Annotated in this window: 21 protein-coding genes, 1 tRNA gene and 2 rRNA genes (1 of these 24 cut by a window edge); 11 read left to right on the top strand and 13 right to left on the bottom strand. The window is 59.4% G+C overall.

Going from position 1 to position 26,611, the window contains the following annotated elements; genetic code table 11:
• The 3 genes from QTJ18_RS21220 to QTJ18_RS21210 form a co-directional block, all read left to right on the top strand.
• Positions 1-2,045, top strand: a 23S ribosomal RNA gene (locus QTJ18_RS21220) (it extends 981 nt beyond the left edge of the window).
• 259 nt (positions 2,046-2,304) lie between these two features.
• Positions 2,305-2,419 (top strand): 5S ribosomal RNA (gene rrf / locus QTJ18_RS21215).
• Positions 2,420-2,624: 205 nt separating this feature from the next.
• Positions 2,625-2,701: transfer RNA gene (locus QTJ18_RS21210), tRNA-Met, on the top strand.
• On the opposite strand, the gene QTJ18_RS21205 is transcribed toward QTJ18_RS21210, so the two are convergent.
• From QTJ18_RS21205 to QTJ18_RS21190, 4 genes are all read right to left on the bottom strand, one after another.
• A complete protein-coding gene (locus tag QTJ18_RS21205; RefSeq protein ID WP_252755258.1) occupies positions 2,658-4,511 on the bottom strand; it encodes a recombinase family protein in 1,854 nt (617 codons plus the stop codon). The two genes, QTJ18_RS21210 and QTJ18_RS21205, sit on opposite strands and share 44 nt — an antisense overlap.
• 79 nt (positions 4,512-4,590) lie before the next feature.
• Positions 4,591-5,430, bottom strand: a complete 840-nt coding sequence (locus QTJ18_RS21200; RefSeq protein ID WP_252755178.1) for a recombinase family protein — start codon at positions 5,428-5,430, stop codon at positions 4,591-4,593.
• A gap of 221 nt (positions 5,431-5,651) precedes the next feature.
• Positions 5,652-6,422: a hypothetical protein gene (locus QTJ18_RS21195; RefSeq protein ID WP_252755179.1), complete on the bottom strand. Its 771-nt coding sequence runs from the start codon at positions 6,420-6,422 to the stop codon at positions 5,652-5,654.
• Positions 6,423-7,119: 697 nt separating this feature from the next.
• Positions 7,120-7,584: a hypothetical protein gene (locus tag QTJ18_RS21190; RefSeq protein ID WP_252755180.1), complete on the bottom strand. Its 465-nt coding sequence runs from the start codon at positions 7,582-7,584 to the stop codon at positions 7,120-7,122.
• An 808-nt stretch (positions 7,585-8,392) separates the two neighbouring features.
• Here QTJ18_RS21190 and QTJ18_RS21185 point away from each other — a divergent pair.
• From QTJ18_RS21185 to QTJ18_RS21175, 3 genes are all read left to right on the top strand, one after another.
• The gene (locus QTJ18_RS21185; protein ID WP_252755181.1) at positions 8,393-9,331 is read left to right on the top strand and encodes a hypothetical protein; all 939 of its coding nucleotides are present in this window, start codon (positions 8,393-8,395) and stop codon (positions 9,329-9,331) included.
• Positions 9,332-9,669: 338 nt separating this feature from the next.
• Positions 9,670-10,785 carry a hypothetical protein gene (locus QTJ18_RS21180; RefSeq protein WP_489667271.1) on the top strand — a complete coding sequence of 372 codons (1,116 nt, stop codon included), beginning with the start codon at positions 9,670-9,672 and terminating at the stop codon, positions 10,783-10,785.
• A gap of 185 nt (positions 10,786-10,970) precedes the next feature.
• Positions 10,971-11,477, top strand: a complete 507-nt coding sequence (locus tag QTJ18_RS21175; protein WP_252755183.1) for a hypothetical protein — start codon at positions 10,971-10,973, stop codon at positions 11,475-11,477.
• On the opposite strand, the gene QTJ18_RS21170 is transcribed toward QTJ18_RS21175, so the two are convergent.
• Positions 11,440-11,589 carry a hypothetical protein gene (locus tag QTJ18_RS21170; RefSeq protein ID WP_252755184.1) on the bottom strand — a complete coding sequence of 50 codons (150 nt, stop codon included), beginning with the start codon at positions 11,587-11,589 and terminating at the stop codon, positions 11,440-11,442. The genes QTJ18_RS21175 and QTJ18_RS21170 overlap by 38 nt on opposite strands.
• Positions 11,590-11,628: 39 nt before the next feature.
• On the opposite strand from QTJ18_RS21170, the gene QTJ18_RS21165 reads away from it, so the two are divergent.
• Together QTJ18_RS21165 and QTJ18_RS21160 are read left to right on the top strand one after the other, a co-directional pair.
• The gene (locus QTJ18_RS21165; protein WP_252755185.1) at positions 11,629-13,434 is read left to right on the top strand and encodes an ATP-binding protein; all 1,806 of its coding nucleotides are present in this window, start codon (positions 11,629-11,631) and stop codon (positions 13,432-13,434) included.
• A complete protein-coding gene (locus QTJ18_RS21160) occupies positions 13,431-14,180 on the top strand; it encodes an ATP-dependent metallopeptidase FtsH/Yme1/Tma family protein (protein WP_252755186.1) in 750 nt (249 codons plus the stop codon). The genes QTJ18_RS21165 and QTJ18_RS21160 overlap by 4 nt, the downstream gene beginning before the upstream one ends.
• Positions 14,181-14,329: 149 nt before the next feature.
• Here the strand turns inward: QTJ18_RS21160 and QTJ18_RS21155 are convergent, their stop codons facing one another.
• The 3 genes from QTJ18_RS21155 to QTJ18_RS21145 all read right to left on the bottom strand — a co-directional run bounded on the left by QTJ18_RS21155 (position 14,330) and on the right by QTJ18_RS21145 (position 16,548).
• Positions 14,330-14,857 carry a carboxymuconolactone decarboxylase family protein gene (locus QTJ18_RS21155; RefSeq protein ID WP_252755187.1) on the bottom strand — a complete coding sequence of 176 codons (528 nt, stop codon included), beginning with the start codon at positions 14,855-14,857 and terminating at the stop codon, positions 14,330-14,332.
• A gap of 93 nt (positions 14,858-14,950) precedes the next feature.
• Entirely contained in the window at positions 14,951-15,715 is a 765-nt protein-coding gene (locus tag QTJ18_RS21150) for an SDR family oxidoreductase (protein WP_252755188.1), read from the bottom strand.
• Positions 15,716-15,753: 38 nt separating this feature from the next.
• The gene (locus QTJ18_RS21145; RefSeq protein ID WP_252755189.1) at positions 15,754-16,548 is read right to left on the bottom strand and encodes an SDR family NAD(P)-dependent oxidoreductase; all 795 of its coding nucleotides are present in this window, start codon (positions 16,546-16,548) and stop codon (positions 15,754-15,756) included.
• Between the two features lie 119 nt (positions 16,549-16,667).
• Between QTJ18_RS21145 and QTJ18_RS21140 the strand changes: the two genes are divergently transcribed.
• On the top strand, positions 16,668-17,609 hold the full coding sequence (locus QTJ18_RS21140; protein ID WP_252755190.1) for a GlxA family transcriptional regulator: 942 nt from the start codon (positions 16,668-16,670) through the stop codon (positions 17,607-17,609).
• Between the two features lie 27 nt (positions 17,610-17,636).
• Here the strand turns inward: QTJ18_RS21140 and QTJ18_RS21135 are convergent, their stop codons facing one another.
• Positions 17,637-18,356, bottom strand: coding sequence for a hypothetical protein (locus QTJ18_RS21135; protein ID WP_252755191.1), 720 nt, complete (start codon positions 18,354-18,356; stop codon positions 17,637-17,639).
• Between the two features lie 270 nt (positions 18,357-18,626).
• On the opposite strand from QTJ18_RS21135, the gene QTJ18_RS21130 reads away from it, so the two are divergent.
• Positions 18,627-19,229 (top strand): NAD(P)H-dependent oxidoreductase, encoded by a 603-nt coding sequence (locus QTJ18_RS21130; RefSeq protein ID WP_252755192.1) that lies wholly within the window; start codon positions 18,627-18,629, stop codon positions 19,227-19,229.
• 4 nt (positions 19,230-19,233) lie between these two features.
• Positions 19,234-21,126, top strand: a complete 1,893-nt coding sequence (locus QTJ18_RS21125; protein ID WP_252755193.1) for a monovalent cation:proton antiporter-2 (CPA2) family protein — start codon at positions 19,234-19,236, stop codon at positions 21,124-21,126.
• 42 nt (positions 21,127-21,168) lie between these two features.
• Here the strand turns inward: QTJ18_RS21125 and QTJ18_RS21120 are convergent, their stop codons facing one another.
• From QTJ18_RS21120 to QTJ18_RS21105, 4 genes are all read right to left on the bottom strand, one after another.
• Positions 21,169-21,930 (bottom strand): SDR family NAD(P)-dependent oxidoreductase, encoded by a 762-nt coding sequence (locus QTJ18_RS21120; protein ID WP_252755194.1) that lies wholly within the window; start codon positions 21,928-21,930, stop codon positions 21,169-21,171.
• A 151-nt stretch (positions 21,931-22,081) separates the two neighbouring features.
• Positions 22,082-22,624, bottom strand: a complete 543-nt coding sequence (locus tag QTJ18_RS21115; protein WP_252755195.1) for an AraC family transcriptional regulator — start codon at positions 22,622-22,624, stop codon at positions 22,082-22,084.
• Positions 22,625-22,726: 102 nt separating this feature from the next.
• A complete protein-coding gene (locus QTJ18_RS21110; protein WP_252755196.1) occupies positions 22,727-25,561 on the bottom strand; it encodes an ATP-binding protein in 2,835 nt (944 codons plus the stop codon).
• Between the two features lie 185 nt (positions 25,562-25,746).
• The gene (locus QTJ18_RS21105) at positions 25,747-26,565 is read right to left on the bottom strand and encodes an alpha/beta fold hydrolase (protein WP_252755197.1); all 819 of its coding nucleotides are present in this window, start codon (positions 26,563-26,565) and stop codon (positions 25,747-25,749) included.
• Positions 26,566-26,611 lie beyond the last annotated feature (46 nt).

The following is a 26,611-nucleotide window of genomic DNA, read 5'->3' as shown; positions in this document are numbered from 1 at the left end:
CACCAACTGGAGGGCCGAACCCGCATCTGTTGCAATAGATTGGGATGACTTGTGGCTAGGGTGAAAGGCCAATCAAACTCGGAGATAGCTGGTTCTCCGCGAAATCTATTTAGGTAGAGCGTCGAGCGAATACCCACGGGGGTAGAGCACTGGATGGGCTATGGGGACTCACCGTCTTACTGATCCTAACCAAACTCCGAATACCGTGGAGTACTACTCGGCAGACACACGGCGGGTGCTAACGTCCGTCGTGAAGAGGGCAACAACCCTGACCTCCAGCTAAGGTCCCCAAGTCATGGCTAAGTGGGAAAGGATGTGAGGATCCCAAAACAACCAGGATGTTGGCTTAGAAGCAGCCATCATTTAAAGAAAGCGTAACAGCTCACTGGTCTAAATAAGGGTCTTTGCGCCGAAAATGTAACGGGGCTAAAGCCATGCACCGAAGCTGAGGATGTGCCGCAAGGCATGTGGTAGCGGAGCGTTCCGTAAGCCTGTGAAGGAGGACCCGTGAGGGCCTCTGGAGGTATCGGAAGTGCGAATGTTGACATGAGTAACGACAAAGGGGGTGAGAGACCCCCTCGCCGAAAGACCAAGGGTTCCTGCTTAAAGTTAATCTGAGCAGGGTTAGCCGGCCCCTAAGACGAGGCGGACACGCGTAGTCGATGGGAACCACGTTAATATTCGTGGGCCTGGTGGACGTGACGGATCACGACTGTCGTACGATCTTATTGGATTGATTGTGCGGCTTAGTGGTTCCAGGAAAGAGCGCCACCATTATAGACCGTACCCGAAACCGACACAGGTGGTCAGGTAGAGTATACCAAGGCGCTTGAGAGAACTATGTTGAAGGAACTCGGCAAATTGCACGCGTAACTTCGGAAGAAGCGTGACCTCCAGATACGCAAGTGTTTGGAGGTGGCACAGACCAGGGGGTAGCGACTGTTTATCAAAAACACAGGGCTCTGCGAAGTCTTTAAGACGACGTATAGGGTCTGACGCCTGCCCGGTGCTGGAAGGTTAAGAGGAGAGGTGCAAGCTTTGAATCGAAGCCCCAGTAAACGGCGGCCGTAACTATAACGGTCCTAAGGTAGCGAAATTCCTTGTCGGGTAAGTTCCGACCTGCACGAATGGCGTAACGACTTCCCCGCTGTCTCCAACATAGACTCAGTGAAATTGAATTCCCCGTGAAGATGCGGGGTTCCTGCGGTCAGACGGAAAGACCCCGTGCACCTTTACTATAGCTTTACACTGGCATTCGTGTCGGCATGTGTAGGATAGGTGGTAGGCTTTGAAGCTTGGACGCCAGTCTGAGTGGAGCCATCCTTGAAATACCACCCTTATCGTCATGGATGTCTAACCGCGACCCGTTATCCGGGCCCGGGACAGTGTATGGTGGGTAGTTTGACTGGGGCGGTCGCCTCCGAAAGAGTAACGGAGGCGCGCGATGGTGGGCTCAGAGCGGTCGGAAATCGCTCGTCGAGTGCAATGGCATAAGCCCGCCTGACTGCGAGACTGACAAGTCGAGCAGAGACGAAAGTCGGTCATAGTGATCCGGTGGTCCCGCGTGGAAGGGCCATCGCTCAACGGATAAAAGGTACGCCGGGGATAACAGGCTGATGACCCCAAGAGTCCATATCGACGGGGTTGTTTGGCACCTCGATGTCGGCTCATCGCATCCTGGGGCTGGAGCAGGTCCCAAGGGTTTGGCTGTTCGCCAATTAAAGCGGTACGTGAGCTGGGTTCAGAACGTCGTGAGACAGTTCGGTCCCTATCTGCCGTGGGTGTAGGAATATTGACAGGATCTGTCCCTAGTACGAGAGGACCGGGATGGACATATCTCTGGTGGACCTGTTGTCGCGCCAGCGGCATAGCAGGGTAGCTATATATGGAAGGGATAACCGCTGAAGGCATCTAAGCGGGAAACCCACCTGAAAACGAGTATTCCCTATCAGGGCCGTGGAAGACGACCACGTTGATAGGAGGCGTGTGGACGTGCGGTAACGCATGAAGCTTAGCCTTACTAATAGCCCGATCGACTTCATCGTTCTCATTGTTCATGCTCATCAAACATGAGCCATCTGTCTTGTCCTGACGCGTGAAACACGCTGCTGACGGCCCGCACCACCCGGTGCGACGGCCGACCGGCCTGTACGGGTGCCATACCCGAACAGGCTCAAGACAAGCAAAAAGACGTGTTCAAAAAAAAGACTGTTGCCTATCGCCTACTGGCTAAGCCCTCAGTCACCAGCTTCTCGAACAATAAGCGGCGCACCACCATGCGCCGCGCACATTGCCCTTAGCCGACCTGGTGGTCATGGCGGGGCGGCCGCACCCGTTCCCATTCCGAACACGGCCGTGAAACGCCCCAGCGCCAATGGTACTTCGTCTCAAGACGCGGGAGAGTAGGTCGCTGCCAGGTCTGCTAAAGGCAATGTCAAAACAAATCTTCTCGCGCACAACAAAACCAACCGGACAAACATCCAGCATTGCAAGACCATGACGCGGGGTGGAGCAGCCCCGTCCGCCCGCAGCGCAAGCCACACCGCGCGAGGACGGACAAACAAAAGACCGGGCAAAAACAGCCGGTCCGCCAGGCAAACAGCCCAAGGCACGCTCGAAACTAACGCGGGGTGGAGCAGCCCGGTAGCTCGTCAGGCTCATAACCTGAAGGCCGCAGGTTCAAATCCTGCCCCCGCAACCACTGAAACTTGTAAATTCTCCCATTCGGGAAACTTCTTCAAAAGCTCCTCGGCGTAAGCCTCGAGGAGCTTTTTCTTTTTGTGCTCCGTGTCGATCTCGCCAGATGCAATGCGGGACATCAGGTCGTTCTGGGCGGCGGCGACGAACTGCTGCTGCATGATGTCGATCACATCCATCGAGGCCATAATGTTGGCAATGTCGCCATGCACCTGCAGGCTTGCCGGCTGATGGCCAGGTGTCTTGCCGATCACGACCGTCTGGATGAGGCCGCGCACGATCGGCATCAGCCGGCGCTTGGCCTGTTCGTCGGCATTGTTGCGGGCAAGGAACAGCAGCTTGCGGATGGCGATCTCGGTATTGGCCGCATTGAACTGTGCCTTCAGCCTGGCAATTTTCTCCTGAAAATCCTCCGCGGCGGGTTCTTCGGCCGCGGAAAGTTCCATGACCAGCCTCTCACGATTGACTTCCAACTGATCCAGGTGGTCGTCGAGGATCGCAAGACGCGGCCGGCCTTCGGCATGCCGGTCCTGGATCTGTTGCATCAGGCTTGCCTGCTGCGACTTGATGGTCGCAAGCTCGGCGGTCAACTGGTTCTTCCGGGAGGGAGCGCTCTCCAGCTTGCTCACCTCGTGAGCAACCATCTTCTGCGAAATCCGGTCAAAAATGTCGAGCGAGTAGAAGGCGGCCGGAATGCAGTTGAGGACGCGCTCTTCGAGTTCATGGCGAGTGATTGTCTTGCTGTTGCCGCAGCAGGCGCCGCCGAGGTCGTCGATCGGCAGGCGCTTCTTGCGGTTGGTGCAGCTATAGCGATCCTTGCCGGAGATGGCGTAGGGACCGCCGCATTCCGCGCATTCCAGCATGCCGCTCAAAAGATATTCCGGCCGGTGCGTCGCATTGAGCCGGTTGCTCTGCCCGAAATCGAACAGCTCGCCCACTTGCCTCTGCCGATCCTTGACGCGCTGCCACAGCTCATCCGATACGATGCGCATCTCCGGGACTTCCTTGAATACCCACTCGGTGGCGTCGTTGGCACGGGCGGTTCGTCGTTCGGTCTCCGGGTTCTTGCGGTACTGGCGCCTGTTCCAGACGATTCGGCCGATATAGCTCTCGTTGTTGAGAATGCCGCTGCCACGGCGGACATGGCCGCGGATCGCCGTATCGCGCCACTTGCGGCCGCGCGGGCCGGGGACGCGTTCATTGTTGAGGAGGTGCGCGATGTCGCGCGGAGACATCCCGTCGGCATAGAGCTGATAGATGCGACGAACAATCTCCGCCTTGACCGGATCGACATCCCGCAGACCTCGGATGCGGTCACCGTTGGCATCACGCTGCTGCGACAGCTTGTAGCCGTAAGCGAGGCAGGTCGATGCCTTGCCCTTCTTTACAGCCATCTTCATGCCTTCGCGGGTGCGGTAGCGGATCTGCCCGACCAGTTCATGGCTGAGGGCTGCTCTCAGCGCCATCTCAAGATCGGTGACCGGCGTGCCGGCATGGACGGTCCAGATGTCGGTGTCGCGATAGCGCAGTTCCTTGAGGATCTTGGCGCTGTGCTCGATGTCGCGCGACAGGCGGTCGACCGTCACGCAAAGCACGACATCGATGCGCTCGCGCTTCACATGCGCCATCAGGCTCTGGATGCCGGAGCGGAGTTGATAGCTCGTGCCGCTGACCGCGGCATCGGAATAAGTGGCGGCCAGCTTCCAGCCCTTCTGCCTGACGAAGGCTTCGCCCAGCTCGATCTGCGTTTCGATCGACACTTCGTGCTGGCGGTCGGTGGAGTAGCGGGCATAAAACAGGACGGTCTTGGTCATGTTCTGGATTCCATCTCAAACGATATCATGGGGAACACTGGCCGGCAGCGCCGGCCAGTGTGATGTCTTGGCGATGGCGTTACGGCGATGCCGCGGCACGCCGGCAGGCTAAATCCTGGCGCAGCTTCACGCGCTTCCAGAGTTCATCGCTGACGATCCTCAGGGCTGGCGCGAGATCATACTCACGACCCGGTACCCAGGACCGGCCGATATAGATCTCGTCATTGAGAATGCCGGTTCGCCGATTGCGGCCGCCGCGGATGGTGGCGTCCCGCCACATCCTGCCATGGGGGGTGGGAATGCCTGCAGCGTTCAGGGCGTCGGCGATTTTTGCCGGCGACATTCCGTCGGCATACATCTGGAAAATCCGCACGACGACTGCGGCGGTCTCGTCTTCGAGAGTCCTGAACCCAAAAATGTACGTCCCATCGGCATTGTAGGCTCCGGTGTAGCGGTAGCCGTAGGGCAGGGGCACAAGATGCTCGACCTCATAGAGGTCATCGGGCATCGGCGAACGACGGCGACCTCGTGCGAGCGTTCCGTCGGGGTCGTTGTAGTAATAGTCGATGAGATCTGCGGCCTTGATCCGCACGCCGGGATCGGCGGCCCAGACCTCGACGCCTTTAGCTTCGAGTTCATGCATCAGCCGTTCCGCGACGGCGAAACGCGAGCACAAGCGGTCCAGCGTATGACACAGGACGATATCGATCGATCCGATATCGACCTCTTCGAGGAGCTTGTGGACGCCGGGCTGTGCGGTGAACACGACTTCGCCGATGTCTTCGTCAAGGCAGGTCAGTTCCAGGTTCCAGCCGTTCTTCTTGATGAAGGCCTTCACATGGAAGAGCTGCGAGTCGGCGCAGGCGGTGTTCAGCGTGCTGTGGGGATCGCGGAGGTAAGCCAGTACTTTCTTCGGCATGGTACTCTCTTGGTGTTCGGGGTGATTTTGGATTATCGTAGCCTGGCGCGGAACGCGTGGGAGCCCGCGCCAGCCGCCAGGTCATCATGTCCAGGCGGTGGTGCGTGATGGGGGCAGCGTCGAGCGAGCTGCCCTTGCGTGTCGAAGCGTATCGAGGACTGGGGGCGAGATGGTCTTGCGCGGCAATAATTGCCGCGATCACGCTCGCCACGCGGAGGTCGCTAGTGCCCCATCGCCGCGCGATAGGCGGCGGCCGCGTCGGTGTTGCCGGCAAGACGGTTGTCCGAACGCGGCATCAGGATCTGATCCTCGACGTTCTCGCGGCTGCCCAGCCAATACCAACCCGTCTCATTGGGCCGAATTACAAACACCTCGTGCGGCGTGATCTTCACGCGCGCCGCCTTGGTCTCGGCCTTGATCGCCTCGTGGAAGAGCCGGTCGAGCTTGGAACTCGCACCCGTCTTGGGCGCCGGCGTTCTGGAGGCGATCTTCGAGGGCGCGATCCGCTTGGTCAGAACGAGAACACGACTGACCTTCTTGCGGCGGCCTTTTGCGTCGTCGATATCGATGACGATACCGCGGCTGAGAACATCGCAGAAGACGCCGCCGCTCACAGCGACGGCGTGCGTGCTGAGAAACACGACGCTGGGATGGTCGCGCTCCACGCCGGTGCGGCTCTTCAGATAGGCGGCGAGCGTCGGCTGATCAGACAACCAGCGCCACTGCCCGACATATCCAAGCAAACGCAAAGCCTGCTCGATCTCGTTACCCTGCGTGTGTCTGATCGGCGGGGTGTAGGAGAAGTCGAGCCAGCCTGCGCCGTAACGCACCTGGCGGATGGCATCGGCAGCCTGAGACACGGTCACGCCGGTGAGGGAGGCGATGACGACGGTCCCGGGATAGAGGCGAGACCTGGTATCCTTGATGGCGTCGCTGAGGTGGCGGAGTTTGATTGCTACGAGGGTGGGCGCAAGTTTGGTAGGAGTCTGCACGGTACTGTCCTTCGGGTCCAAAGTGGATTTTGAAGGAATGCGCTTGCCACTGTGGATCCCTCAGGCGTCCGCTCGCCCTCGATCCGATCATCTTATGCCTGCTTAAAGCGCACCACACGGAATAAGGTGCTGCAGGCTGCGTCGATATCTATCTTCATCGGTACTGCCGGTCGTTTCCCGATACCGCGGCAGAGCACATTTGAGCTTTTACCACCTCTGCCTCACATCGGAATGAGGAGTGGCGCCGGGAGTTGGCCTTGCGTCGTCCGTCCCAGGATGTCGTTTCAAAAAAAAAGTTTACTCCCAACTTCCCTCGCGCAAGCAGGTCTGTTGGTGCGCATTCCAGCTTTGGCGATTGCCACTGCTAACTGTTCCTATGAAACAAAAGAGATGAGCCGGTCAATCTTGCACTCAGGATTCTTTCCGCTCAGACTGAACAAGAGCTGAGCTGATTCATTTGAATTTTAATAAACAAATGCTCAGGCAACGTCTATGCCGGCCCACGCTGTCGAACCGATCCCGCTCAAGCCATCATAGAACGATGGCGCTGTAATAACTCTGGAAATCCGATTCAGAATCGAACGGCGTTTTATGAAGTAACGGGGGGAAACGTGTCAGAACTTGCAAACGCCGTCAGGCGTTGACCGGCACCTATTGATGGAAAGGTGAGATCGACGCAGAGCAGGCTGATGCCGCCTCAAGGGTCCCGATCGCGATCCTCGGGATGGAGAAGGTGGACCTTGCGACGAAACGGCCAGTCGCCTGTGCGATACTTGGCGACGAGTTCCTCGAAGACGATGTCGGACTCCCGCTCGTCAAATCCCTGCTCTAAAAGCATCCTGACCACCCGGTCCTGAAAATCCTCCAGCACCTCTTTCGCGTCCCTGGCCGCCATGCTGGAAATCGTCATGAAGAGCGCCGTGCGGGCAATATCGTCCCGGTTCGGACGCCTTGCCTTGCGATCGGCGTCACGCAGCTTCTGCTGGCGTTCGCGCTGCTCGCGATTGCGGACCTCTTCTGACTTTCTGGCCATGATGCCACTCCCATACGCCTTGCGGCCTCCTTGCCAGACGGGCGCCTTACCGGCAACGCCGCTTGTGCCGGAATCAGTAATCTTGGCTCGTGAATCGGAAATCCGCAGTTCGGAATCGCGGATGCGCAACTTGAGATGACCTGCGGGCACGTCGAGCTGGATCGAGACGACGTGCGTAGACGAAACGGCGTTTGCGGAATCATGGCTTCACAGCTCTGAATCGGAAATCCAGAGACCGGAATCAAAAATGCGCAATCTGTCTCGATGTGCGGGCACGTTGAGATGACATACCCGCGCATTGAGACGATGCCTGCCAGATTGTCTTCTTTGCCGGATCCTGTTCATCAGCGCTTCGTATCGTGCTTTCCGCTCCAGGCGGCGGTTCCTGCCGCGCCTCGCTACCGGGCGTGTCTGTGGGAGGGACTGAAGAGAGTGATTGCGGTCTGAATCCGGGAGGAATTGTTGGAAAGCAACGCTAAAGTAAAAGATATTTTGACGATATCGAAATATGGTTAATTTGGACGTTTGGGGAAATGATAACTGTATTTATAAAAGTAAATAATTACACAGTACTCATGCGATGATCAGTGGCCGATTTGACAATTATTGGTGATGCGGTGACCATATGTGTGTTCGATGTTTTAGTCGAACGTACAGTATCAGTAACCAGTGAGGTTTTATCGTGAGTAAATCCAAGTTTGTTCTGCCTGCCGCCTTCGCCCATCACTATGAAAAGCTTGGGATCGCAGATGCGGCTCTTCGTGACCAGCTCGAAATCGCTGCCGGGAATATCTCTGATCTCGGCCGCCGCACGACCGAGCAGAGCTACCTACTCGGGGAGTATCTTGTTGCCGCTTCTGGACTGCTCCCCGACGGCCTCTTTGACAAGTGGGTCAAGAGGCGGTGCAGCTTGGCCGCCCGCACTGCGAGGGCCTACATGTCCGTCGCGCGCAATCTCGGCGATTACCGGGATGATCTGGTCGACTTGTCGGCCAGCCCGACGGTGATGTTCCATCTGGCGCACGCGCCGCACGACAAGATCCGCGATGTGATCGCCCATGGCGAGGAGCATGGTCGGCTTCGCGTGCTCGATGTGAAAACCATCCTGGGGGGAAGCGAGGAGGGTAAGGTGAAGACTGCCCGCGGTGACCTCCATGGAGCGGGGGGTGTGACCGGCCTGAAGGCGCTGATCGCGGTCAAGACCCGTGATGGCCTGAAGATGTTCGTGATGCATATCGAGGTCATTGTGCAGGCCATCAACACGGCGCTGGAACAGAAGCGGGTGATCAAGGAGGCGCTGGCCAGGGAGGTTGAAGATCTCGCTCGTGTCGCGCGCATGGAACTGGAGAGCCTGGCGCAGTTCGTGGAACCGGACAGCGACCTGCGTCGCCATCCGCGCTCGACCCAGTTCCCGAAGGAGACCGAGTGGGCGGTGGTGAACGAAACGCTGCAGAAGCTTGGGCTCTTCGATGCCTGGCCGAAATCCAAGGCATTGCCCGGTTGGCTTCGCGATGAGGTCTTGCCGGTCCTTGAATGGTCGATCTCGAAGGAGCGCAAGCCGAAATGGCCGCTCGCGCAGTCGGTAGAGAAGATGGTCGTCGCTGATGGTGAGATCGAGCAGACCCCTGAGGCGGAGGCAGAGCAGGACAAGGATCAGGCCGAAGTCTCGGTCGGGACCGATCTGGATCGCTTCACCGAGCGGTTCGGCGAAACGCTTGAGCGGGCGACAGACGGGCTGATGGTCGTCAGCCGCGAAACACCCAAGCTCCGCAAGCAGGTCGTGGCGGTTCCGCCGCTGGCAGCGGACGATGCGGCGGATGATCTGAACGAAACGCTCCTGGATGAAGTCGCATCCGCACCGGCGGTGACCGCGTAAAGCTTCTGACATGCTGGGAGGCCGATCGAGCGGCCTTCCAGCCAAACTTTCAAGGGCCGCTTGTCGGCCCTTTGCTTTGCCCGGCTTTGGCCTCGAGATGTTTTGGCCGCGGGCGGGCGTTCGAACTTCGGCTGATAGCTAGACGGAACCCATCGTGAGCCCGGCGTTAACCTTGTTCCGGTCCTGTTCTCATTTTTTGGCCCAGGGGTCCTTGAGCCCGAGCGCCGGTCCTGCCAGGGTAAGTGCGTTCCGGATGGCCGGAACAAAGCGGCCCCTGCCGATGCTGGTAACATCGACAAGGGCCTGACCGTCAACCTTGTACAAGAAGGAATCGGGCTATGAGCACGAATACCGTTTCTGTCCCCGCTGGGGAAGTTCTCCGCTCCATGATCGCCGCGGCCGAAGCTGCCGCAGCTTCCGGATCCCGCCCGCGCCCGTTCGGCTTTGGCCGCAATGCGGCTCCGACTGCGGTTCGCGAACCGGCGTTGCTGCGCCGTCACCCGCATCTGGTTCGCTTCGCCGATGTCGAGGCCGATCTCGACCTGCTGATCGATCGCGCCATTGCCGCCGTTGCCGACGGCGAACCGATCGAGGACGCGATCCTCGGCCATTATGTCCACATCGCTTCCCTTGTCCGGGCGGTGTCGTTCCGCGAGGGCAAGCTGTTGGAGCAGGCGGTCGAACGGTTGGCGAGAGCCAATCCCAACATCCTCGTATTGACGCAGTCGTTGAAGCTGCCGCTGGTCAAGGCCGCCATGGAAGCGGTGGCCGGAAACGACTGGTCGAGCCTCGACGGCGTGAAGCTCGATTGCGAGGCCCCGGCCAAGGGCAGCTACACACCCGACCTCATCATCGTGAACCGAGCCCGGCACACCGCCTACATCCTCGACTTGAAGCGGTCGTTGGCATCCTATGGCGACACCAGCCGGCTCGAAGAGTTGAAGCTCAAGATGATGGCCTCGGCCATGGTCCTGCCGGACTGGCTCTACAAGAACCAGAAGCGGCTGATGGTGGATGCGGTCGAAGTCGCCATCGTCGATGGCGCCAGCCGTCCGAGCGATCATGCCACTGGCATCTGGGCGCTCTCTGAGATTGACGACCTGCTGGAGATCGATGGTGTGGCCGACTGCATGGCCGAACTTCGTCTGCGCTTCGGCATCCGGGTGCAGCAGCTTCTCGAAACCGAGGCGCGCAAGGCGCTTGGTTTGGACAAGATGCCCGTCATGCATCCGGCAGCGATGTCCACAACTGTGACTGCGGCGCTCCATCCGCGCATCAACCTCAATGGACCAAGCCGGACTTATGAAGAAGATCTGGCTGCCCGGTCTTGCTACGATGACAATCTGCGCGATCGTCTCGATGATGACGGCTTCAGGGACGCCGATGAAGCCGAGGATGATGAACCGGTCCCCATGTTTGTTCGGGTTGGCTTTGCCCGGCGCCCTCGGCACTGATCGAGCACGTCATCCGACTGCCGTTTATGCCTATTGCCTGATGGCCTGACCGCCGCGCCCTGACGCTTGCCGTCAGGCGCCTGATGTCGACCGCCATGCGTGCCCATCAGTCCTTAAGGCCGCGGCTTTCCCATTCCATCTCTCATTGACGCTGGACCCGAGCGCGGTTCGGCGAAGGAGTTCCCATGTCTTCCGACATCACTCCGGATGTGCCGCGGCGCATCCGCTGCGAGGCGATCGAATCGCCCTCGACGTCACTGAACCCTACCTGCCATCGTTCGCATGGCACCGTCCTCCGCTATCCCGGATCTGGTCCACTGGGTCTGCCCAACGACGATCCGGCCTTCCTGATCGGACTGACCCTAGGTCATGTCAGGCAGGGCGCTGGTCTGACCGGCACCGTGCCGGACACGGTCATCAAACGCCTGCAGGCGCAGGCCGGGCTTGGCAATCCCGCCTGCCGCCTGCTGCTCGACTGGCTCGCGCACCGCAACCGCGATCTGGTTGCTTCGTCTCGACCTGATCCGAGCCAGCCGCATCGGACACAGCATTGCCTGGGCCGTCGCCTGATCCGGGAGCGCCGACAGGCGGGGCCAGGGAGCTTGAAGAAACGCACGGCGCTGAAGGCGGGATCATCCGGTCCCAAAACGGCAATTATTGCTGCGATGAAAGAGGGCAGGGCCGATGAATAAACTCGCCCGTCTTCTGCTGCGCCGTCTCGACCGTGTCGCCCGTCGGGACGCCCAGCGCAATGCTCATGCCAATGGTCTTCTGTCTCTGAAGATCGTCGAGGTCGATGGTCATATTCTCCGTCGCTACAGTCCCGCATTCGATACCGATCGCATGCGTGGCGATCGGGATCGGGACCTCGCCTGGATCCGCCGCACCTTCGCGGCCTATCTGTTGCCGCCACCCCAGCAGTCCGACATTGTGGTGACAGAGGCTAAGGCGTCGACATCGTTCCTGCCGTCTTTAGACCGGCTCGGTCAGGTGACCGCCGAGGAACATGCCGCAGCAGTCGATCACAGACGCCGGGCGTACGCCGTCAGCCTCGTTGGCCGGGCGGGCAGGGCACCGCTGGTCAGTAACGTCGTGGCGGCTCTGGTGCTGGCCCGCGCAATCGAAAACACGCGTATGCCACTTGCGAGGATTGTCCAGGCGATTGCCATGGCGGCGCCCGTGGTCTCATTGCACGCACCCGTGCCCGGCTTCGAACGCGCCATGCGGCGGCTGCTCGAATTGCCGGGCTTTCTTCCCGGGACTGTTCCGAACGGCATCGACGGTGACTATGTCTATGACGATGGCAGCTTCGCCGCGGCCGAAGGCATGGGGCGTCCGTACATCCAGTTCATCGGCGGGTCGGTTCATCGCCTGACAGGCGCCACGCTTCAGCGGCGGCTGGTCAATGCGCTGACGCGGGATTATCCGGTCGTGGCGATCTCGGAGACGGCACAGCACATCCCATCCGAAATCAGCATCGCCGCCGATGTCGCCCTGGTGGGCGGGTTCCTCGACTACCCCTTCATCAGCATGATGCTTGAGGCCATGTATGGTGACACCGGTCTGGCGGCGCTCACCCGATGGACGACCGCTTATGACGCGCATTACCTGACGATCGATGACGTCGTGCTGGCGTTCCGGCCGGGTCGAGGCGCGTCCGAGGCGATCGACGTGCTGGCTTCACTAACCGAGCGCAATCGTGTTGCCGCTCGCGATGGTGATGATGACGATGACGAGCCGCGATCCAAGGCCACCGGAAAATCTTCGAAGTCGAAACAGGATAGGACATCTTCGGAGAAATCCTCCTCCGGGAAAGACAGTGGCGGCGGCTGGAAACGTGACAAGCCGTCGGGGGCCGAGATCATCCAGCCGGAGCCATGGGGGCCGGGGGAAGACGATCGCCCGTCGCTCGTGGTCGAGACCTTGTCCGGATATGGCAAGGCCAAGACCTGGGCGCTGGAGCTCAAGGCCGATCTCGCCGATCACAGGGCAGGGGCTCTCGCATGGTCTGATATGAGCACCAAACTATTGCTGCACGGTCCGCCCGGGACCGGCAAGACGACGTTTGCGCGGGCGCTGTGCAACAGCCTGCAGGTGCCGCTGGTCGTCACATCGGTCTCGACCTGGCTGCAGGGCGGCCATCTCAACGATGTCATAGCCAAGATGGCCAAGACGTTTGCCGAGGCGCGGGCCATCGCCCCGTCCATCCTGTTCATCGACGAGATCGATGGCATCGGCAAACGGCAGCCGGCCGAACGGGAATATGCCGACTATTGGAATACGGTGGTCAACAAGGCGCTGGAGTTGCTCGATGGGGCCGTGAAATCCGAAGGGCTTGTCATCGTCGGCGCCACCAACAGACCGGACCAGATCGATGATGCGATCAAGCGCTCCGGGCGGCTGGAGACGCACATCGAAATCCCCATGCCCGACGTCACAGCGCTTGCGGCCATCTTCATGCATCATCTCGGTGACGATCTGGCGGTGCTGGTTGGCGATGCTGGAAAACTGAACGGCGAGGCTCACGACGAGGGGGAGGCGGACGCCGCGGGAATGCATGTGGAAGGCCCACCGCCACCAGAAAATGATGCCAACAGGGACATCGATGAACACGGCTCAGGTGACACCCGGAAAGGAACAACGACATGACAACGACATCGAAGCATATCGAACCGGGCACACCTAAGGCGGCCGCGTCGGTGCTAAAGCGGCTGGCAACGAGGGCGATGGGCCTGACGGGCGCCGACATCGAGCGGATCGTTCGCCAGGCACGCCTGAAAGCCCGACGGGAAAAGCGGCCGATCCGGTTCGACGATCTTGAGGAAGGTATCCGCATGGATCGGCCGCAGGTGCCTTACGATCTGCGCTGGCGCTTCGCGATCCATGAAGCCGGACATGCGGTCGTTCATCATGCGCTGCGGCTCGGGCCGATCCACGGCCTGAACATCGACACATCCGGAGGCGGTGGCTATAGCCAGCTTGGCTTCACCGCATCCGGCAGCGATACGCTCGGCTATCGCGAGGACATGCTTGCCATGCTGATGGCCGGGCGGGCTGCGGAACAGATTGTGGTCGGTGCGGTCTCCTCGGGCTCCGGCGGCGCTGAGGACAGCGATCTGGCGCGGGCGACCAGGCTGGCGCTTGCCATGCAGCGTTCCCTGGGCTTCGGCGCGATCCAGCCGCTGCTCTATCGTGACGACAAGGATCCGACCGCTGTGCTCGACAGCAATCCGGACCTCGCGGCCCGCATCCATGCACGGCTGGAAAAGGCTCTGGTGCGGGCAGTCGAGGTTCTGAGCAAGAACAGGGACAAGCTCGATGCCCTCATCAACGCCCTATTCGATGCCCAGGCGCTGGATGGGGCGCTTGTGAGTGAGATTTTAAGGGATGGTTGATCTTTGAGGCAACGAACTGTCTCCCCTCAATGGAGATGTATCGTTCTCATTTGGTAAACCGATCGGCCGACCTTCAGAAGGAGATAGACCGGTAATGCGGCATGCATTCCCGGTCTATTCTCAAAGCACCAACTGGGCAGTTCTGCCTTTCAGATGTCGGGGAAGTCGACGTCAGTCCCCGCAACGTTGTTGATCAGATTGGTGAAGAAGTTTTCCGCAACGACAGCGGAAATTTCTATGATCTGGGCATCGGTGAAGCCGGCTTCACGAACAGCGTCGATATCGGCCTGGGAAACCTTTCCACGTGTTTCCGCCACCTTTTTCGCGAATGCCAGTGCTGCCGCTGCCTTCGGCTCCTCTGAAGTGCCCTGCCTTGCCAGTTCGATTTCCTCGCGGCTGAGCTTGAAAAACGTGTGGCCGGTAAACGTGTGGGCGGCATTGCAGTATTCGCAGCCGTTAACCGCGGCAACCGCGAGCGCGATCCGTTCGCGGGTTTTGACGTCAAGCGCCTTGCTCAGCCCTTGGTTCAGGCCGGCATGCGCACCGATGACGGCGGGACTGTTGGACAGGACACGGAAAAAGTTCGGCACACGACCGAGCTTTGCATTGATCGCGTTGAGTGTCGGCTGGGATGCCTCTGGAGCTGAGTGAGGCTCAGGGATGGAAATGCGTGACATGGGAGGTCCTTTCGGGTTTTGATTTGATGGGATTGTATTTGAGACGGAAACGCTGACGGGCAGGTTGCCGCCGCCTGCAGCGACACCCTTATGTTAGGCGCCGACAGGAATAGGGTTATCGAAGATACTCTGGTTGAACGCCTGGAACAGGGCATGCTCATTTGCGCCGGGATTATCCCGCATCGGCCGGATGGCATCGACGATGACCTCCGGATCATCGGTCGAAAGGGCCGCGAGCGTCTGTTCAATGAACTGCGACAGTGGCATGGCACGCGGATCGCCGCTCTTGTAGATGAGATCCGTATCCACCCAGGGCGGTGCGATTTCCTGCACCCTGACGCTGGTGTCGCGCAGTTGGAAGCGCTGCGACAACGCATAGGAGTGAAGGGCCGCCTTGGTGGCAGAATAGATTGCGTTGCTGGCAATCGGCACAAAAGCCAGAACACTGCTCGTGTAAAGGACGGTTGCTTCCGGCTGCGTCTTGAGATGTTCGATGAAGGCGGACGTCACCCGAAGGGGACCAAGCAGGTTTGTCGTGATCAGATCTTGTGCCACAGTGTCGTCGATCGGGCCGGAGACATCGTCGAAGGGCATGAAGCCGGCGTTGTTGAACACCACGTTGAGAGAGGGATAGGCACCGATCAGTTCGCGTGCGGCCTTCCGGATGCTGTCCAGATTGGTCACGTCCAGCTCTATCGATGCCATGCCGGGGTTGGCTTCCGTGACCTCTCTTAGCAAGGCAGTCCGCCGTCCCGAAATGATGACCTGATTTCCAAGCCGGTGAAATGCTTCAGCCATGCCGCGGCCGATGCCGCTGGTGCCGCCGGTGATGAAGATGGTGTTGCCCGTGAGTTTCATGGCAATTGTCCTTTGCAATTGGGGGAGGGGCTAGAAATTCAGATCGTGGTCTTGAAGCGAGGTGCTGCCTGCGTTGCAGACAGTTGCGGCCCCAGCGCACGACGCGCGGCTTCAAAGGTCTGCCAAAGCTCGACATCTCTCAAGGCGGGGATTGTGGTCGTCTCACCCTGATCCAGTCCGGCAATAGCAGCATCGACCATATCGTCCGCCTGCATCACGATCTCGGAGGGCAAATTCTCGACCGGCAGGCCACCGAGAGCCCAGAAGTCGGTACGGGTGGCGCCGGGCAGGACGGCCTGCGCGCGGATGCCCTTGTCGGCAAGCTCGTGGTTCAGCGAGGTGGTGAAGGCCTGGACGAAGGCTTTCGTGCCGCCATAGACCCCGTTCAGCAATTCTGGCGCGACCGCTACGATCGACGAGATATTGATTATGGTGCCGCTGCCGCGCGCGACAAAACCCGGCACCGCGGCGTAGGTCAACCGCATCAGGGCGGTCACGTTGAGGCGCACCATGGCCTCCATGCGCTCGACATCGCTGTCTAGCAACGTCGTGTGGGTGCCAATTCCAGCATTGTTGACGAGCATGGTGATGCTGGCATCCTCGCGCAGTGTCTTCTCCACGCGGGCCAGATCAACCGGGTTTGCGAGGTCGGCAGCAAGCACGTCCACGGCGCGCCCGGTCTTGTCCGAAATCGAAGATGCAAGCGCCTGAAGCTTGTCCGTATTGCGGGCAACCAGCGTGAGATCGTAGCCGCGGGCGGCAAGGCGATCGGCATAGATTGCGCCGATGCCGGTCGAGGCGCCGGTGATAAGGGCGGTTCCCAAGGTAGCCATGTCTTTAATCCTCTTGAAAAGGAGCGCCAGTCGCTCCCGACGAGAATGTTATGGACGAAGATCCTCGTGTCCGATATGACGTATAAACTACGTTTTCAGGACATGAAGGCAGAGATGGTATGCCGCATATTTCCATGGTGCTCACCCCCGGTTTTCAGTTCCTGGCGCTCGGCGTGCAGGCGGCCTTCGAACTGGCGAATGCGTTGAGGGAGGACAGCTATTACGCCCTGTCCATTGCATCGGTCGGTGGTGGTCCCGTTCTCTCCTCGAGCGGCTTTGCCGTGCCGACCACGAAGCTTTCCGATCTGGAGACGGTGGATACACTGCTGCTTCTCGCAGGACTGGTTCCGCCTCCGCAGCAGGATGAGGCAACGCTTGACACCCTGCGCGCGACGGCACGGCAGGCGCGGCGCGTTGCCGGTCTGTGCACGGGCTCGTTCCTGCTTGGGCAAATGGGGCTTCTCGACGGGCGACGGGCCACCACACACTGGTCGTATGCGCGGCAGATGCGTGAGACGTTTTCCAATGTGCGGGTCGAGGAGGATCGCATTTTCATCAATGAGGGTCCGGTGTGGACCTCGGCAGGACTGACGGCTGGCCTTGATCTCGCCGTCGCCTTGATCGAGAAGGATCTCGGCCGAGACATGGCCAGTGCCATTGCCCGGCGCCTGGTGATGCATCATCGCCGCGCGGGCGGCCAATCCCAGCATTCGGAACTGCTCGAACTCGCGCCAAGCAGCGACCGTATCCAGAAGGCGTTGATTCATGCGAAAGCGCATCTTTCCAATCCTCTGACAGTGGATGAACTGGCGGATGTAGCCGCTCTCTCGCCCCGTCAGTTCAGCCGCGCCTTCCGCGCTGAAACGGGGCAGACGCCTGCCAAGGCTGTAGAGCAAATCAGGCTCGATGCGGCTCGCCTGATGATCGAAGAAACACATCACTCCTTCGATCAGATCGCGCAGCAGGCGGGCTTCATCGACCTGCGGCGCATGCGCGAAGCGTTCATGCGCCAATACGGTCAACCGCCACAGGCGCTGCGGCGGCTGGCGAGAGCACCATAGTGCCGCCTCCGCGAACGACTGACGGCTTCATACGAGCCGGATGTCGGAGAGATCGATCGACACCACCAGCGGCTCGGCCATGGCTTGACCGTCTGGCTGACGCGGAAAAATCCGCCGGATCGTCGGGAATTTCAGGCCCTGCACTTCGACATAACGATCGATGTAATGCGCTCCGGGTGTGTTGCCTGCAATTTCCACGTCATAGTCATGACGCTTCAGTAGACCGTGAGCATCCACATAAATCGTCTGGATCGTGCTGTGGGTGGCGATCGTCGGCGGGAATGTCACCTTCAGCCGGGTCCAGGTTTCCTCTTTTTCCTGCCAGGGGCCAACCTCCTCAACCTGCACGCCGGGGGCGGCCAGAAGGAACGGCATAGTGAGATAGGTCCACATGGCAATGCCCGCGAAGTAGGCGAGTTGTATCTGGCTCCACGGGGTATCCAGCGCGTGCCCCGCAAAGGAGGCGCGAGGATTGTAAAGGCTTTCGATTACGTTGCCGGCTGCGTCCTTCAACTGAACGAGGTCTGGCGTGAAGGATGAGACAAGGCCCTCCTCCCCAAACGGATGATGTGACGCCCACTCCTCATGGAGGCCGACGGTGACGTTGGTATCGTCCAGACGCCCGGCGTGGCCCTTCAACATCCACAGTGCACCGCCCTGCTGCAGATGCGCTGTCAGCATGGAGAAAGACGACCAGCGCTGAAGTCCACCATGAGCGTTAATGATTTTCTCGACGAGCGGATGCATGGACTTACCTATTGAATGATGGAGTTGACTTGCCTCCTTTCTACCCCAGCGTAATCGCCCACATATTTGATGATCCAGCCGCAACAAGTGCCGGAGAGCGGACAGCTACGCAGCCTCAGGCCGTTTGGTAGCGACCGCCAAGCAGACCGAATGCAGCCGGATTGTTCAATCGCGCATGCCGAACATGCCCCAGGCTGGGCGACTACCGTCCACCCGCGGCGATGTGCGTGGCGTTCATTTATCTTAGTTTGAAATCAGGAATGACGGCTCATGCGGGTCTTGGTCCTGTTTGCGCATCCGGCGCAGCGGAAGAAAAGTATCAACCTGGCAATGGCAGACCGCGCGCGCCTTGTGGAAGGGATTACGGTTGCTGATCTTTATGCAGAATATCCCCGTTTCTTGATCGACGTGGATCGCGAGCAGCGACGCCTGCTGACGCACGACGTGATCGTCTTCCAGTTTCCGCTCTTCTGGTACTCAACGCCTGCACTTCTCAAACAGTGGCAAGATCTGGTTCTCGAGTATGGCTTCGCTTATGGGCCCGCCGGCAAGAAATTGGCAGGCAAGCATGCACTTGTCTGCGTCACGACCGGAGGAAGCCGCGATGACTATTCGGCCATCGGCGGCAACGAGCATCCTATTGAGGAGTTTCTGCTTCCTTTGCGGCAGACGTCGCTCCTCTGTGGGATGGACTTTCTGCCGCCGTTCGTACTTCACGCCGCCAATCATATCGAAGCCAGCAGGGTACAGGCACACATCGAAACCTATCCTCTCTTGCTGACGGCTCTGCGGGATGACCATTTCGATTTTTCCGCTGCTCACACCCACCAAGTTCTGTCGGTGGACGATCTCGTTCGCCTGATGGGAGGATAGGCCGATGGAGGAACTGGCATTCTACGCATTCGCCTACCTGGCAGCAGCCGTCTTTACGGTGATTATCTCGCAACGGTTGGGACTTGGTACCGTTGTCGGCTACATCGTTGCCGGTGTCATCATCGGCCCTGTTCTGCAGGTTTCGACAGGGGGGACGGGCTATCTGGAGCACTTCTCGGAATTCGGTATCGTCATGATGCTGTTCCTGATCGGGCTGGAGATCGACCCGCAAATGGTCTGGAAACTGCGCACCAAGCTGCTCGGTCTTGGAGGTCTACAGGTGGTTGCGACGGTCTGCCTCCTCACCGCTCTCGGCGTGGCCCTCGGCTTTACCTGGCAGCAAAGCGTGCTGTTTGGTTTTATCGGCGCCCTGTCTTCCACCGCCATCGTGCTGCAGACGCTGGAAGAAAAGGGCGTGCTGGACTCTGACGGTGGAATAGCAGGCTTCGCCGTTCTTCTGTTTCAGGATTTCGCCGTCATCCCCATGCTTGCCTGTATCCCGTTGATGACGGACGCCGGAAGCGCAGCCCCTTCAGGCCATGGTCCCACCTTGCTTCAGAGCCTGCCTGGCTGGGCCTCTGCTCTCCTGACACTCGCAGCCGTGGCCTTTGTGGTGATCGCCGGACAGTACCTGTCGCGCCCCGTCTTCCGAGTGATCGCGCTTCTGCGTCTCAGGGAAATATTCACGGCGATGGCGCTGCTGCTGGTGGTCGCCATCTCGCTGCTGATGTCTGCGGTGGGATTGTCGCCAGCGCTAGGCGCGTTTCTCGGAGGTGTGGTGCTTGCCAACAGTGAATTCAAGCATGAGTTGCAAAACGATGTGGAGCCCTTCAAAGGGCTGCTGCTTGGCCTGTTCTTCATGACGATCGGAGCCAAGATCGATCTTGCAATCCTGCGTGACAACTGGCTGATCATATGTGCTGCGACCCTGGGTCTGGTGATTGTCAAGGTCGCCGTGCTGTTGCCTCTCGGCTGGCTTTTCAAACTTCGGGCCGCGGCTGGGTGGCTGTTTGCACTCGGCCTTGCCCAAGCTGGAGAGTTCGGTTTCGTTCTGCTCTCTATTGGACGAGACCGAGAGATCCTGACGGAACAGATGACGTCCGTTTCCATCCTTGTGATTACGATGGGGATGATTCTGACGCCGTCGCTCTTTGCGCTCTATAACCGTATTGCAGTGCTGATCGATGACCGACAAGGACAGGCAGAGTCCGAACAGCCGGATGAAGCAACGATCATCATCGCCGGCGTCGGGCGTTTCGGACAGATCGTCAATCGCATGCTGCTGGCCAACGGCCACAGGCCGGTCGTTCTCGATTACCGGGCCGATGTGGTAGACGACGTCCGCAGGTTCGGTGTCAGATCATTCTTCGGCGATGCCAGCAGGCCCGATCTTCTGAAATCGGCCGGACTTGCAAAAGCAGGCCTCCTGGTTGTGGCGATCGATGATCGCGAGCGTGCCAACGAGATCATCCGTCATGCGCGCCAGCACAATCCGGATATAATCATCATTGCCCGAGCCTATGATCGGCTCCACTACTACCAACTGATGGAGGCTGGCGCTACCCATATCGTCCGCGAGCTGTTTGGGAGTTCAATCGAGGTGGCGGGCCTCGCGCTCCAATCGCTTGGGATGCATCCCTACGAGGTGGAGAAACGCAAGAGCATTTTCGTCGAGGAGGATGTCGCCGGCCTCAACCGCATGGCATCCCTGGTGGATGCCTCGATGCGCGCACCCGACAATCCCACCTTCATCGCCGGCTTTAACGACATTGGCCGTGTTATCGAGAGCGCGATGCGCGGCGAACGCGCGATTTATGATGACATCGTCCGGCGGGGTTGGAGCCTGCCGGAGCTAGATGAGGTTCATTCGGTCCAGAATGCGAAAGATCGCATTTAGCGATAGGCGCTATGTCTTCTGAGATGAGGGAAACGCAATCAATCAGGCATTATAGCCGCCGTCGACATCGATGATCGCCCCATTGATGAACGAGGCCGCCGGACTTGCCAGAAAGGCAATGGCCGCTGCCGCCTCTTGTGCAGTTCCTAGTCGCTTCATCGCGTTCGCCGCGATTTCCGCTTCCAATTGCGCAGCGGGAGCGTCCATAAGCAATGCGTCGATAGCGCCGAGTTGAACGACGTTCACGGTGATACCGCGCGGTCCAACATCGTGCGCAGCGCCTTTGCAAAAGGCGACGATAGCGGCACGGGTGGCAGCATAATCGGCAAGCCCAGGCGTTCCGACACGATCGGCGACAATCGAACCGACGGCGATCACGCGGCCTTGATCGTTCATGCCTTTGATCGCCGTCCGGATGACTGTGATGGCGGCCCGCACATTGATTGCGAATTGAACCTCAAGCGCATCTTCATCAAGGTCCAGATCATCGACCTGCCATTGGAATTTCCGCTCACAATTGACCACCAACACATCAAGCTTGCCAACGGTGCCAATCACGCGCCGGACAAGTCGAATACATTCTTCGCTATTGATGGCGCTTGGGATGGGGAAGACGGAGATTCTGGTGCCGTTGCGGCGAAGCTCCTCGACGAAATCTGGCTCCGGTCGATCTGAACGGACGGAAATCGCAAGCTCTGCCCCGTCCGCGGCAAGCGCGCGTGCGGTGGCAGGACCAATTCCTGTATCCGCGCTCGTAATGAGGGCAATCTTTCCCGCTAGTAGCTTGGCTTTGTCATGATCCATTTCGCGAACGGCCTCCCCTTTCCATTGGTTTTTATGCGCACGACGAGGAGGCACGTTAGGCATCTGGTTGTGATGCCTATTGTCGAATCGTGCGCAGATATGACGGATCAGCAGATCAGCTTCGGGCTTTCCGAAGGATCTTCGACAGACGTCAACTGACCGGTAAACTCAAAGCAGGCTGCGGATCGGCAGTGTACGGGCCGCTCAAGGCTGCACTCATCTGCCGCCATTGATGGGGCGTCATGCCCGCAATACGGCGGAAAAGCTTGCAAAGATGTGCCTGATCGCACATGCCGCAGGCGTGGGCGATCTGGCTCAGCGGTTCATCGGTCGTGCCTATCAGATCCTTAGCGAGAGCGATGCGTCTGGATAGGACATAGGCATAGGGTGCTTCTCCGAAGGAAACCCTGAAATTGCGGGAGAAATGGCTTGAACTCAGATGGACCAGTGCACCGAGATCCGTGATCCTGAGGCTCGAGTGAATGTTCTGCTCGACATGCCGGACAATCTTCCTGATCTGCCAGCATGCCAAACCATTGGCGCGATTGCGTCCGGGCAGTTTCGGTGGCTTTGAAACCCCGCCCATAGCATCCTGCAGGTGACGAAGGCTGAGCTCAAGGCCTGCGGGAATATCGGGGTTATGGCTGGCAAGCTGAGGTGCGTTGGCAGACTGTGAAGGGATTGTCGCTGTCATGGGAGTGACCTCGCTGTGTGGCTTCCAGCAAGGTGCAGCAGGGTGACGGTGACTGCGAGTTATTCGATGTTAAGAGTCGTTGCCCACCGCTCTAACACCAGGTCAGGACGTTGGCGAAGCTTGCGCAAGCATCTGCCGCACGGCAACCAGATCAGCACTTTCAGGGTCTTCGGCAAAGCGACCGAACACGTCCCGAAGCTGCATGAGAGAGTTTTTGGCAAGCTCGGGCTCATCTGTCATGCCTGCGAGAGCCACCAGAACGCGCATTTCGACCGTGAGAATGTCGTCCTGACGTGCCTGCATCAGTGCCTCCTTTAAGCCCGCGACATAGGCCTTTCGGTCGCCTGTCTCGTGCCATAGGCAAACGGCCCGCAGGCGCAGGAGATCGGCGCGATTGACCCTTGTTGCCGTACGCTGGGCCCGAGAAAGCGCTGCCTCCACGATGTCCAGTGCATTGCGGTACCGTCCAGCGGCGGCGTAGGCCTGCGTCAATTGACCTAACATCAGGATCTCCTGGACGCGGCTGTTGGTCTGCACCAGCTTGGCAACGCTCCGCTCCAGGAGCTCGATCCCCTTGTCCACGTCTCCCTTGAGCACAGCAATCGTGCCGCTATGACCTTCGGCAACGAATCGAAACGGAAGAAGCGCCGTGCGCGTTGCGCATTCGAGAAGCCGCTCAGTCCGTTGCTCAGCCACCTCTATGTCGCCAGCCCACAGCGCTAGCACACTAGCCCAGACTAGCGCCGTCACCAGTGGAACCGGGCTGCCGAGCGCCTCGGCTTCCTCAACCATTTTATACGCCATGGTCCGTGCCTGCGTCCGTTGCCCGTGTATCCATAGAGAAAGCACGTAGGAGGTGTAGGTCCAGATGCGGAAGTCCACGCCGATGCGGACGAGACGGTTTGGTCGTTCGAGCGGAAGCAAAGCTAGCGCTCGCTCCGCATGATGCCGGTTCTTCGACAGTTCGCTTGAGAAGAAGGCGACGATGGACATCATGCTCTCCAGCATGCCTCTGTCTTGCAATCCCTCCGCCATTCCTTCGGCGCGCCGGATGGACTCGAGCATGCCCTCCACGTTTCCCGCGCGCAAATGAAAGGCGAAAAGCGCCGCCACGGTACTTGGCCAGAAGACGGTATCGCGGAGTTTCTGCGCCATCGCCAGGGCGCGGTCGATCGCCTGACCAACCTCCTCAGAATTGCCGCGCATGAAGAGCAATGGCATGGCGAAATGGGTCAGAAGCGCCATCTCGACGTGAGTGCCCTTTTGATGTGCGGGCAGACGCTCCAGCGCAATCGAGGCCCATTTGGTGCATTCGGCCATAAGCGACAGATCCGTCATCAGATCGGCAGCGGCGATGGCGAGCGCAACGGCAATATCGACGTCGCCCACCTCCGAAAAACTCCAGTCCAGGGCCACGCGCACATTGTCGATATCCAGTCGCAGATGGGCTATCGTTTCATCTGGGCGTTGTTGAATTTCAGTGGTCAGCAGCGAGAGAAAGTAAGCCGCATGCTGACGGCTGAAGATCGCAGATTCGTCGGCCTGCCGCAGCCGTTCGGATGAATATTCGCGCGTCGTATCGAGTAGCCGAAAACGGACCTCGTCATGCGTGACATCCGCAGATACCAGGGATTTGTCGACCAGATTTGAAAGCAGTTCCGCGACGCTGTGGCGCGCGATAGTCTCATCGCTGGCGATCTCTTCGGCCGCGCTGAGCGAGAACGAGCCGGCAAAGACGCTAAGCCGCCGCAGGACGATCTTTTCATCGTCCTCCAGAAGATCGAAGCTCCAATCGAGTGTCAGGCGAAGCGCCTGATGGCGCGGATGCGCAGTCCGGCGCCCTTTGTTGAGGATACTGAAGCGCTGATGAAGATACCCCGCGATCCCCTGAACGCCCAAGGTCGCCACGCGCCCGGCGGCAAGTTCGATCGCCAGAGCCAGCCCATCAAGGCCGCGACAGATCTCAGCCACGGTGGCGGCATTCTCGTCCGTCAGCCGGAAGCTTTCCGACTGGGCTTGTGCGCGGTCCACAAACAGCGACACCGCGGGGTAGGCCCCAACGCTGTCGGCTGTCGCCTCCTCATCCTCGGGCGGCACGGCCAGTCCCTGCAAACGCAGGACCTGCTCGCCCTGGACCCGAAGCGGCTCACGCGTGGTGGTGAGCAAATGCACCTGTGACCCACTGAGGAAGATTTTCTCGGCCAGTTCGGCAACGGCACCAATGACATGTTCACAATTGTCGATGACGAGGAGGGCCTTGGTCGTTTCGAGAACGGCCAGAATGCTCGCCGTCTCATTCTCGCCCCTCACGGGCAGACCCAGGACCGTTGCGAAGGCACCTGTCACCATTCGCTGATCACGCAAGGGTGCCAGATCGATAAACAGAACGGCATCGCCGAATTCAGCTTGAAGGCTCTGGGCAACCGCGAGCGCGACGGTGGTCTTGCCTATGCCACCGGTCCCGACGATCGAGAGAAAGCGCTTTGCTATCAGCTCATGCCGAATTCGCCGAACCTCTTGCTCTCGTCCCACGAGCTTCAGGGGGCGCAGAGGAAGCGGATCGAAGCGTGGGAACGCCTTTTTAGGCGTCGATATAAGAGTGGATGGATCAGATTGATCTTGCGTGACTGTCGCCGTGAAGCTGTAGCCTCTGCCTGGAACATTGATGATATAGCGATCTGCATCAGAAAACTGCGCAAGAGCCTTGCGCAGTTCTGAGATGTGCACTCGCAAACTGACCTCTTCGACATGGACTACGCCCCATACTTCGCGCATGAGGTCTTCATTGCGGACGATGTTGCCTGCCTCTCGGACAAGACAGTACAGAATATCCAGCGCCCTGCTGCCGAGACGGATCACGTGTCCGTCGTGACTGAGCTGGCGCTCGCTCGCAGACAAGCGGAAGCCACCGAAAAGAAGGATGTCACCGCTTGCCAACACTTGCTCCTATCCGCCAGGTGCCACGGGACCGTCCAGGCAAGACGCCGGATCAGTCGCGCACGATGACGAATATTCGGTTGCAGCGGAGTCTGCAACCGAAGCGGCTTGGACAGAGGTGAATGGCTCTAGCCGAAGTGGCTGGAACCATCCGCTTTGTGTACCTGCAAGTCGTTAGAATTGCTTCATTCCTGCAGGAAGCGATCGATCTCGGCGGCGAAATCCTCGATGAATTGAAACAGGAATGCGTGCCCTGCATCGGGATAGAGGACAAGTTTTGCATTGGGTGCCCTCTGCGAAAGCAGATAGGAGCGATAGGCGGGCAGCATGACGTCGTGGGCACCATTGGCGACAAGCACCGGCAGCTTCAATTCGTCTGCGCGATCAAAAATGCCAGTCCAACCGGAAACTGCCTTCACCTGTCCCATCATACCGGCAGCATTCACCTGCGGGCCACGGTCTGGTAGCGACATGATACGGGCCAGCGAAGCACGACCGGCGGCAATTGCCGTTGTTGTTTCCGGATAGAATAGAAACAGAAAGTCCTCGTCGTCGTTCTGGCCCTTGGTCATGATCTGCGGCACCCGTGGATGCTGTTGCGGGCCATCAGCGACAGGTCCCGGGCTGGAGCCTGCAATGATCAATCGACGAACGAGGTCGGGGAAATCAAGCGCGAACTGCTGCGCCACTACGCCGCCCAGCGACCAACCCAACACGTCAACAGGGCTCAAACCAAGGAGACGGATGACATCGGCAGCAACGGCAGCCATTGCGGGAATGGTTTCGGGCACGCTGCCTTCGGAGCGGCCGATACCGGCGCTATCGAAGCGTATGACTCGACGGTTTCTGGAAATGGCGGCGATGAATGCTGGATCCCAGTCGTCCATCGTCCCGCGAAACCGCTGGAACAGGATCAGGGGAACTCCGTCGGAGGGGCCATCCGCACGCCAGGCAAGCCGACCATGTGGTGTTTCCAGCCAGCGGATCAAAGAGTGTTCCGACATTGTTGTCTCCCGTGCGAAGGCGCAATCACGCTCGAGAAGAGCTAGC

This window comes from Rhizobium sp. SSA_523 (assembly GCF_030435705.1).
GTDB lineage: Bacteria > Pseudomonadota > Alphaproteobacteria > Rhizobiales > Rhizobiaceae > Neorhizobium.
Note: the sequence above shows the minus strand (reverse complement) of the source record. Positions and strands in the feature narration are given on the sequence as shown.

Bases quoted from the DNA above. Each gene is read 5' to 3' on its own strand.
- QTJ18_RS21205 (WP_252755258.1), bottom strand. From the start codon at position 4,511: ATGACCAAGACCGTCCTGTTTTATGCCCGCTACTCCACCGACCGCCAG.
- QTJ18_RS21200 (WP_252755178.1), bottom strand. From the start codon at position 5,430: ATGCCGAAGAAAGTACTGGCTTACCTCCGCGATCCCCACAGCACGCTG.
- QTJ18_RS21185 (WP_252755181.1), top strand. From the start codon at position 8,393: ATGTCCGTCGCGCGCAATCTCGGCGATTACCGGGATGATCTGGTCGAC.
- QTJ18_RS21180 (WP_489667271.1), top strand. From the start codon at position 9,670: ATGAGCACGAATACCGTTTCTGTCCCCGCTGGGGAAGTTCTCCGCTCC.
- QTJ18_RS21175 (WP_252755183.1), top strand. From the start codon at position 10,971: ATGTCTTCCGACATCACTCCGGATGTGCCGCGGCGCATCCGCTGCGAG.
- QTJ18_RS21170 (WP_252755184.1), bottom strand. From the start codon at position 11,589: ATGACCATCGACCTCGACGATCTTCAGAGACAGAAGACCATTGGCATG.
- QTJ18_RS21165 (WP_252755185.1), top strand. From the start codon at position 11,629: ATGCGTGGCGATCGGGATCGGGACCTCGCCTGGATCCGCCGCACCTTC.
- QTJ18_RS21160 (WP_252755186.1), top strand. From the start codon at position 13,431: ATGACAACGACATCGAAGCATATCGAACCGGGCACACCTAAGGCGGCC.
- QTJ18_RS21155 (WP_252755187.1), bottom strand. From the start codon at position 14,857: ATGTCACGCATTTCCATCCCTGAGCCTCACTCAGCTCCAGAGGCATCC.
- QTJ18_RS21150 (WP_252755188.1), bottom strand. From the start codon at position 15,715: ATGAAACTCACGGGCAACACCATCTTCATCACCGGCGGCACCAGCGGC.
- QTJ18_RS21145 (WP_252755189.1), bottom strand. From the start codon at position 16,548: ATGGCTACCTTGGGAACCGCCCTTATCACCGGCGCCTCGACCGGCATC.
- QTJ18_RS21140 (WP_252755190.1), top strand. From the start codon at position 16,668: ATGCCGCATATTTCCATGGTGCTCACCCCCGGTTTTCAGTTCCTGGCG.
- QTJ18_RS21135 (WP_252755191.1), bottom strand. From the start codon at position 18,356: ATGCATCCGCTCGTCGAGAAAATCATTAACGCTCATGGTGGACTTCAG.
- QTJ18_RS21130 (WP_252755192.1), top strand. From the start codon at position 18,627: ATGCGGGTCTTGGTCCTGTTTGCGCATCCGGCGCAGCGGAAGAAAAGT.
- QTJ18_RS21125 (WP_252755193.1), top strand. From the start codon at position 19,234: ATGGAGGAACTGGCATTCTACGCATTCGCCTACCTGGCAGCAGCCGTC.
- QTJ18_RS21120 (WP_252755194.1), bottom strand. From the start codon at position 21,930: ATGGATCATGACAAAGCCAAGCTACTAGCGGGAAAGATTGCCCTCATT.
- QTJ18_RS21115 (WP_252755195.1), bottom strand. From the start codon at position 22,624: ATGACAGCGACAATCCCTTCACAGTCTGCCAACGCACCTCAGCTTGCC.
- QTJ18_RS21105 (WP_252755197.1), bottom strand. From the start codon at position 26,565: ATGTCGGAACACTCTTTGATCCGCTGGCTGGAAACACCACATGGTCGG.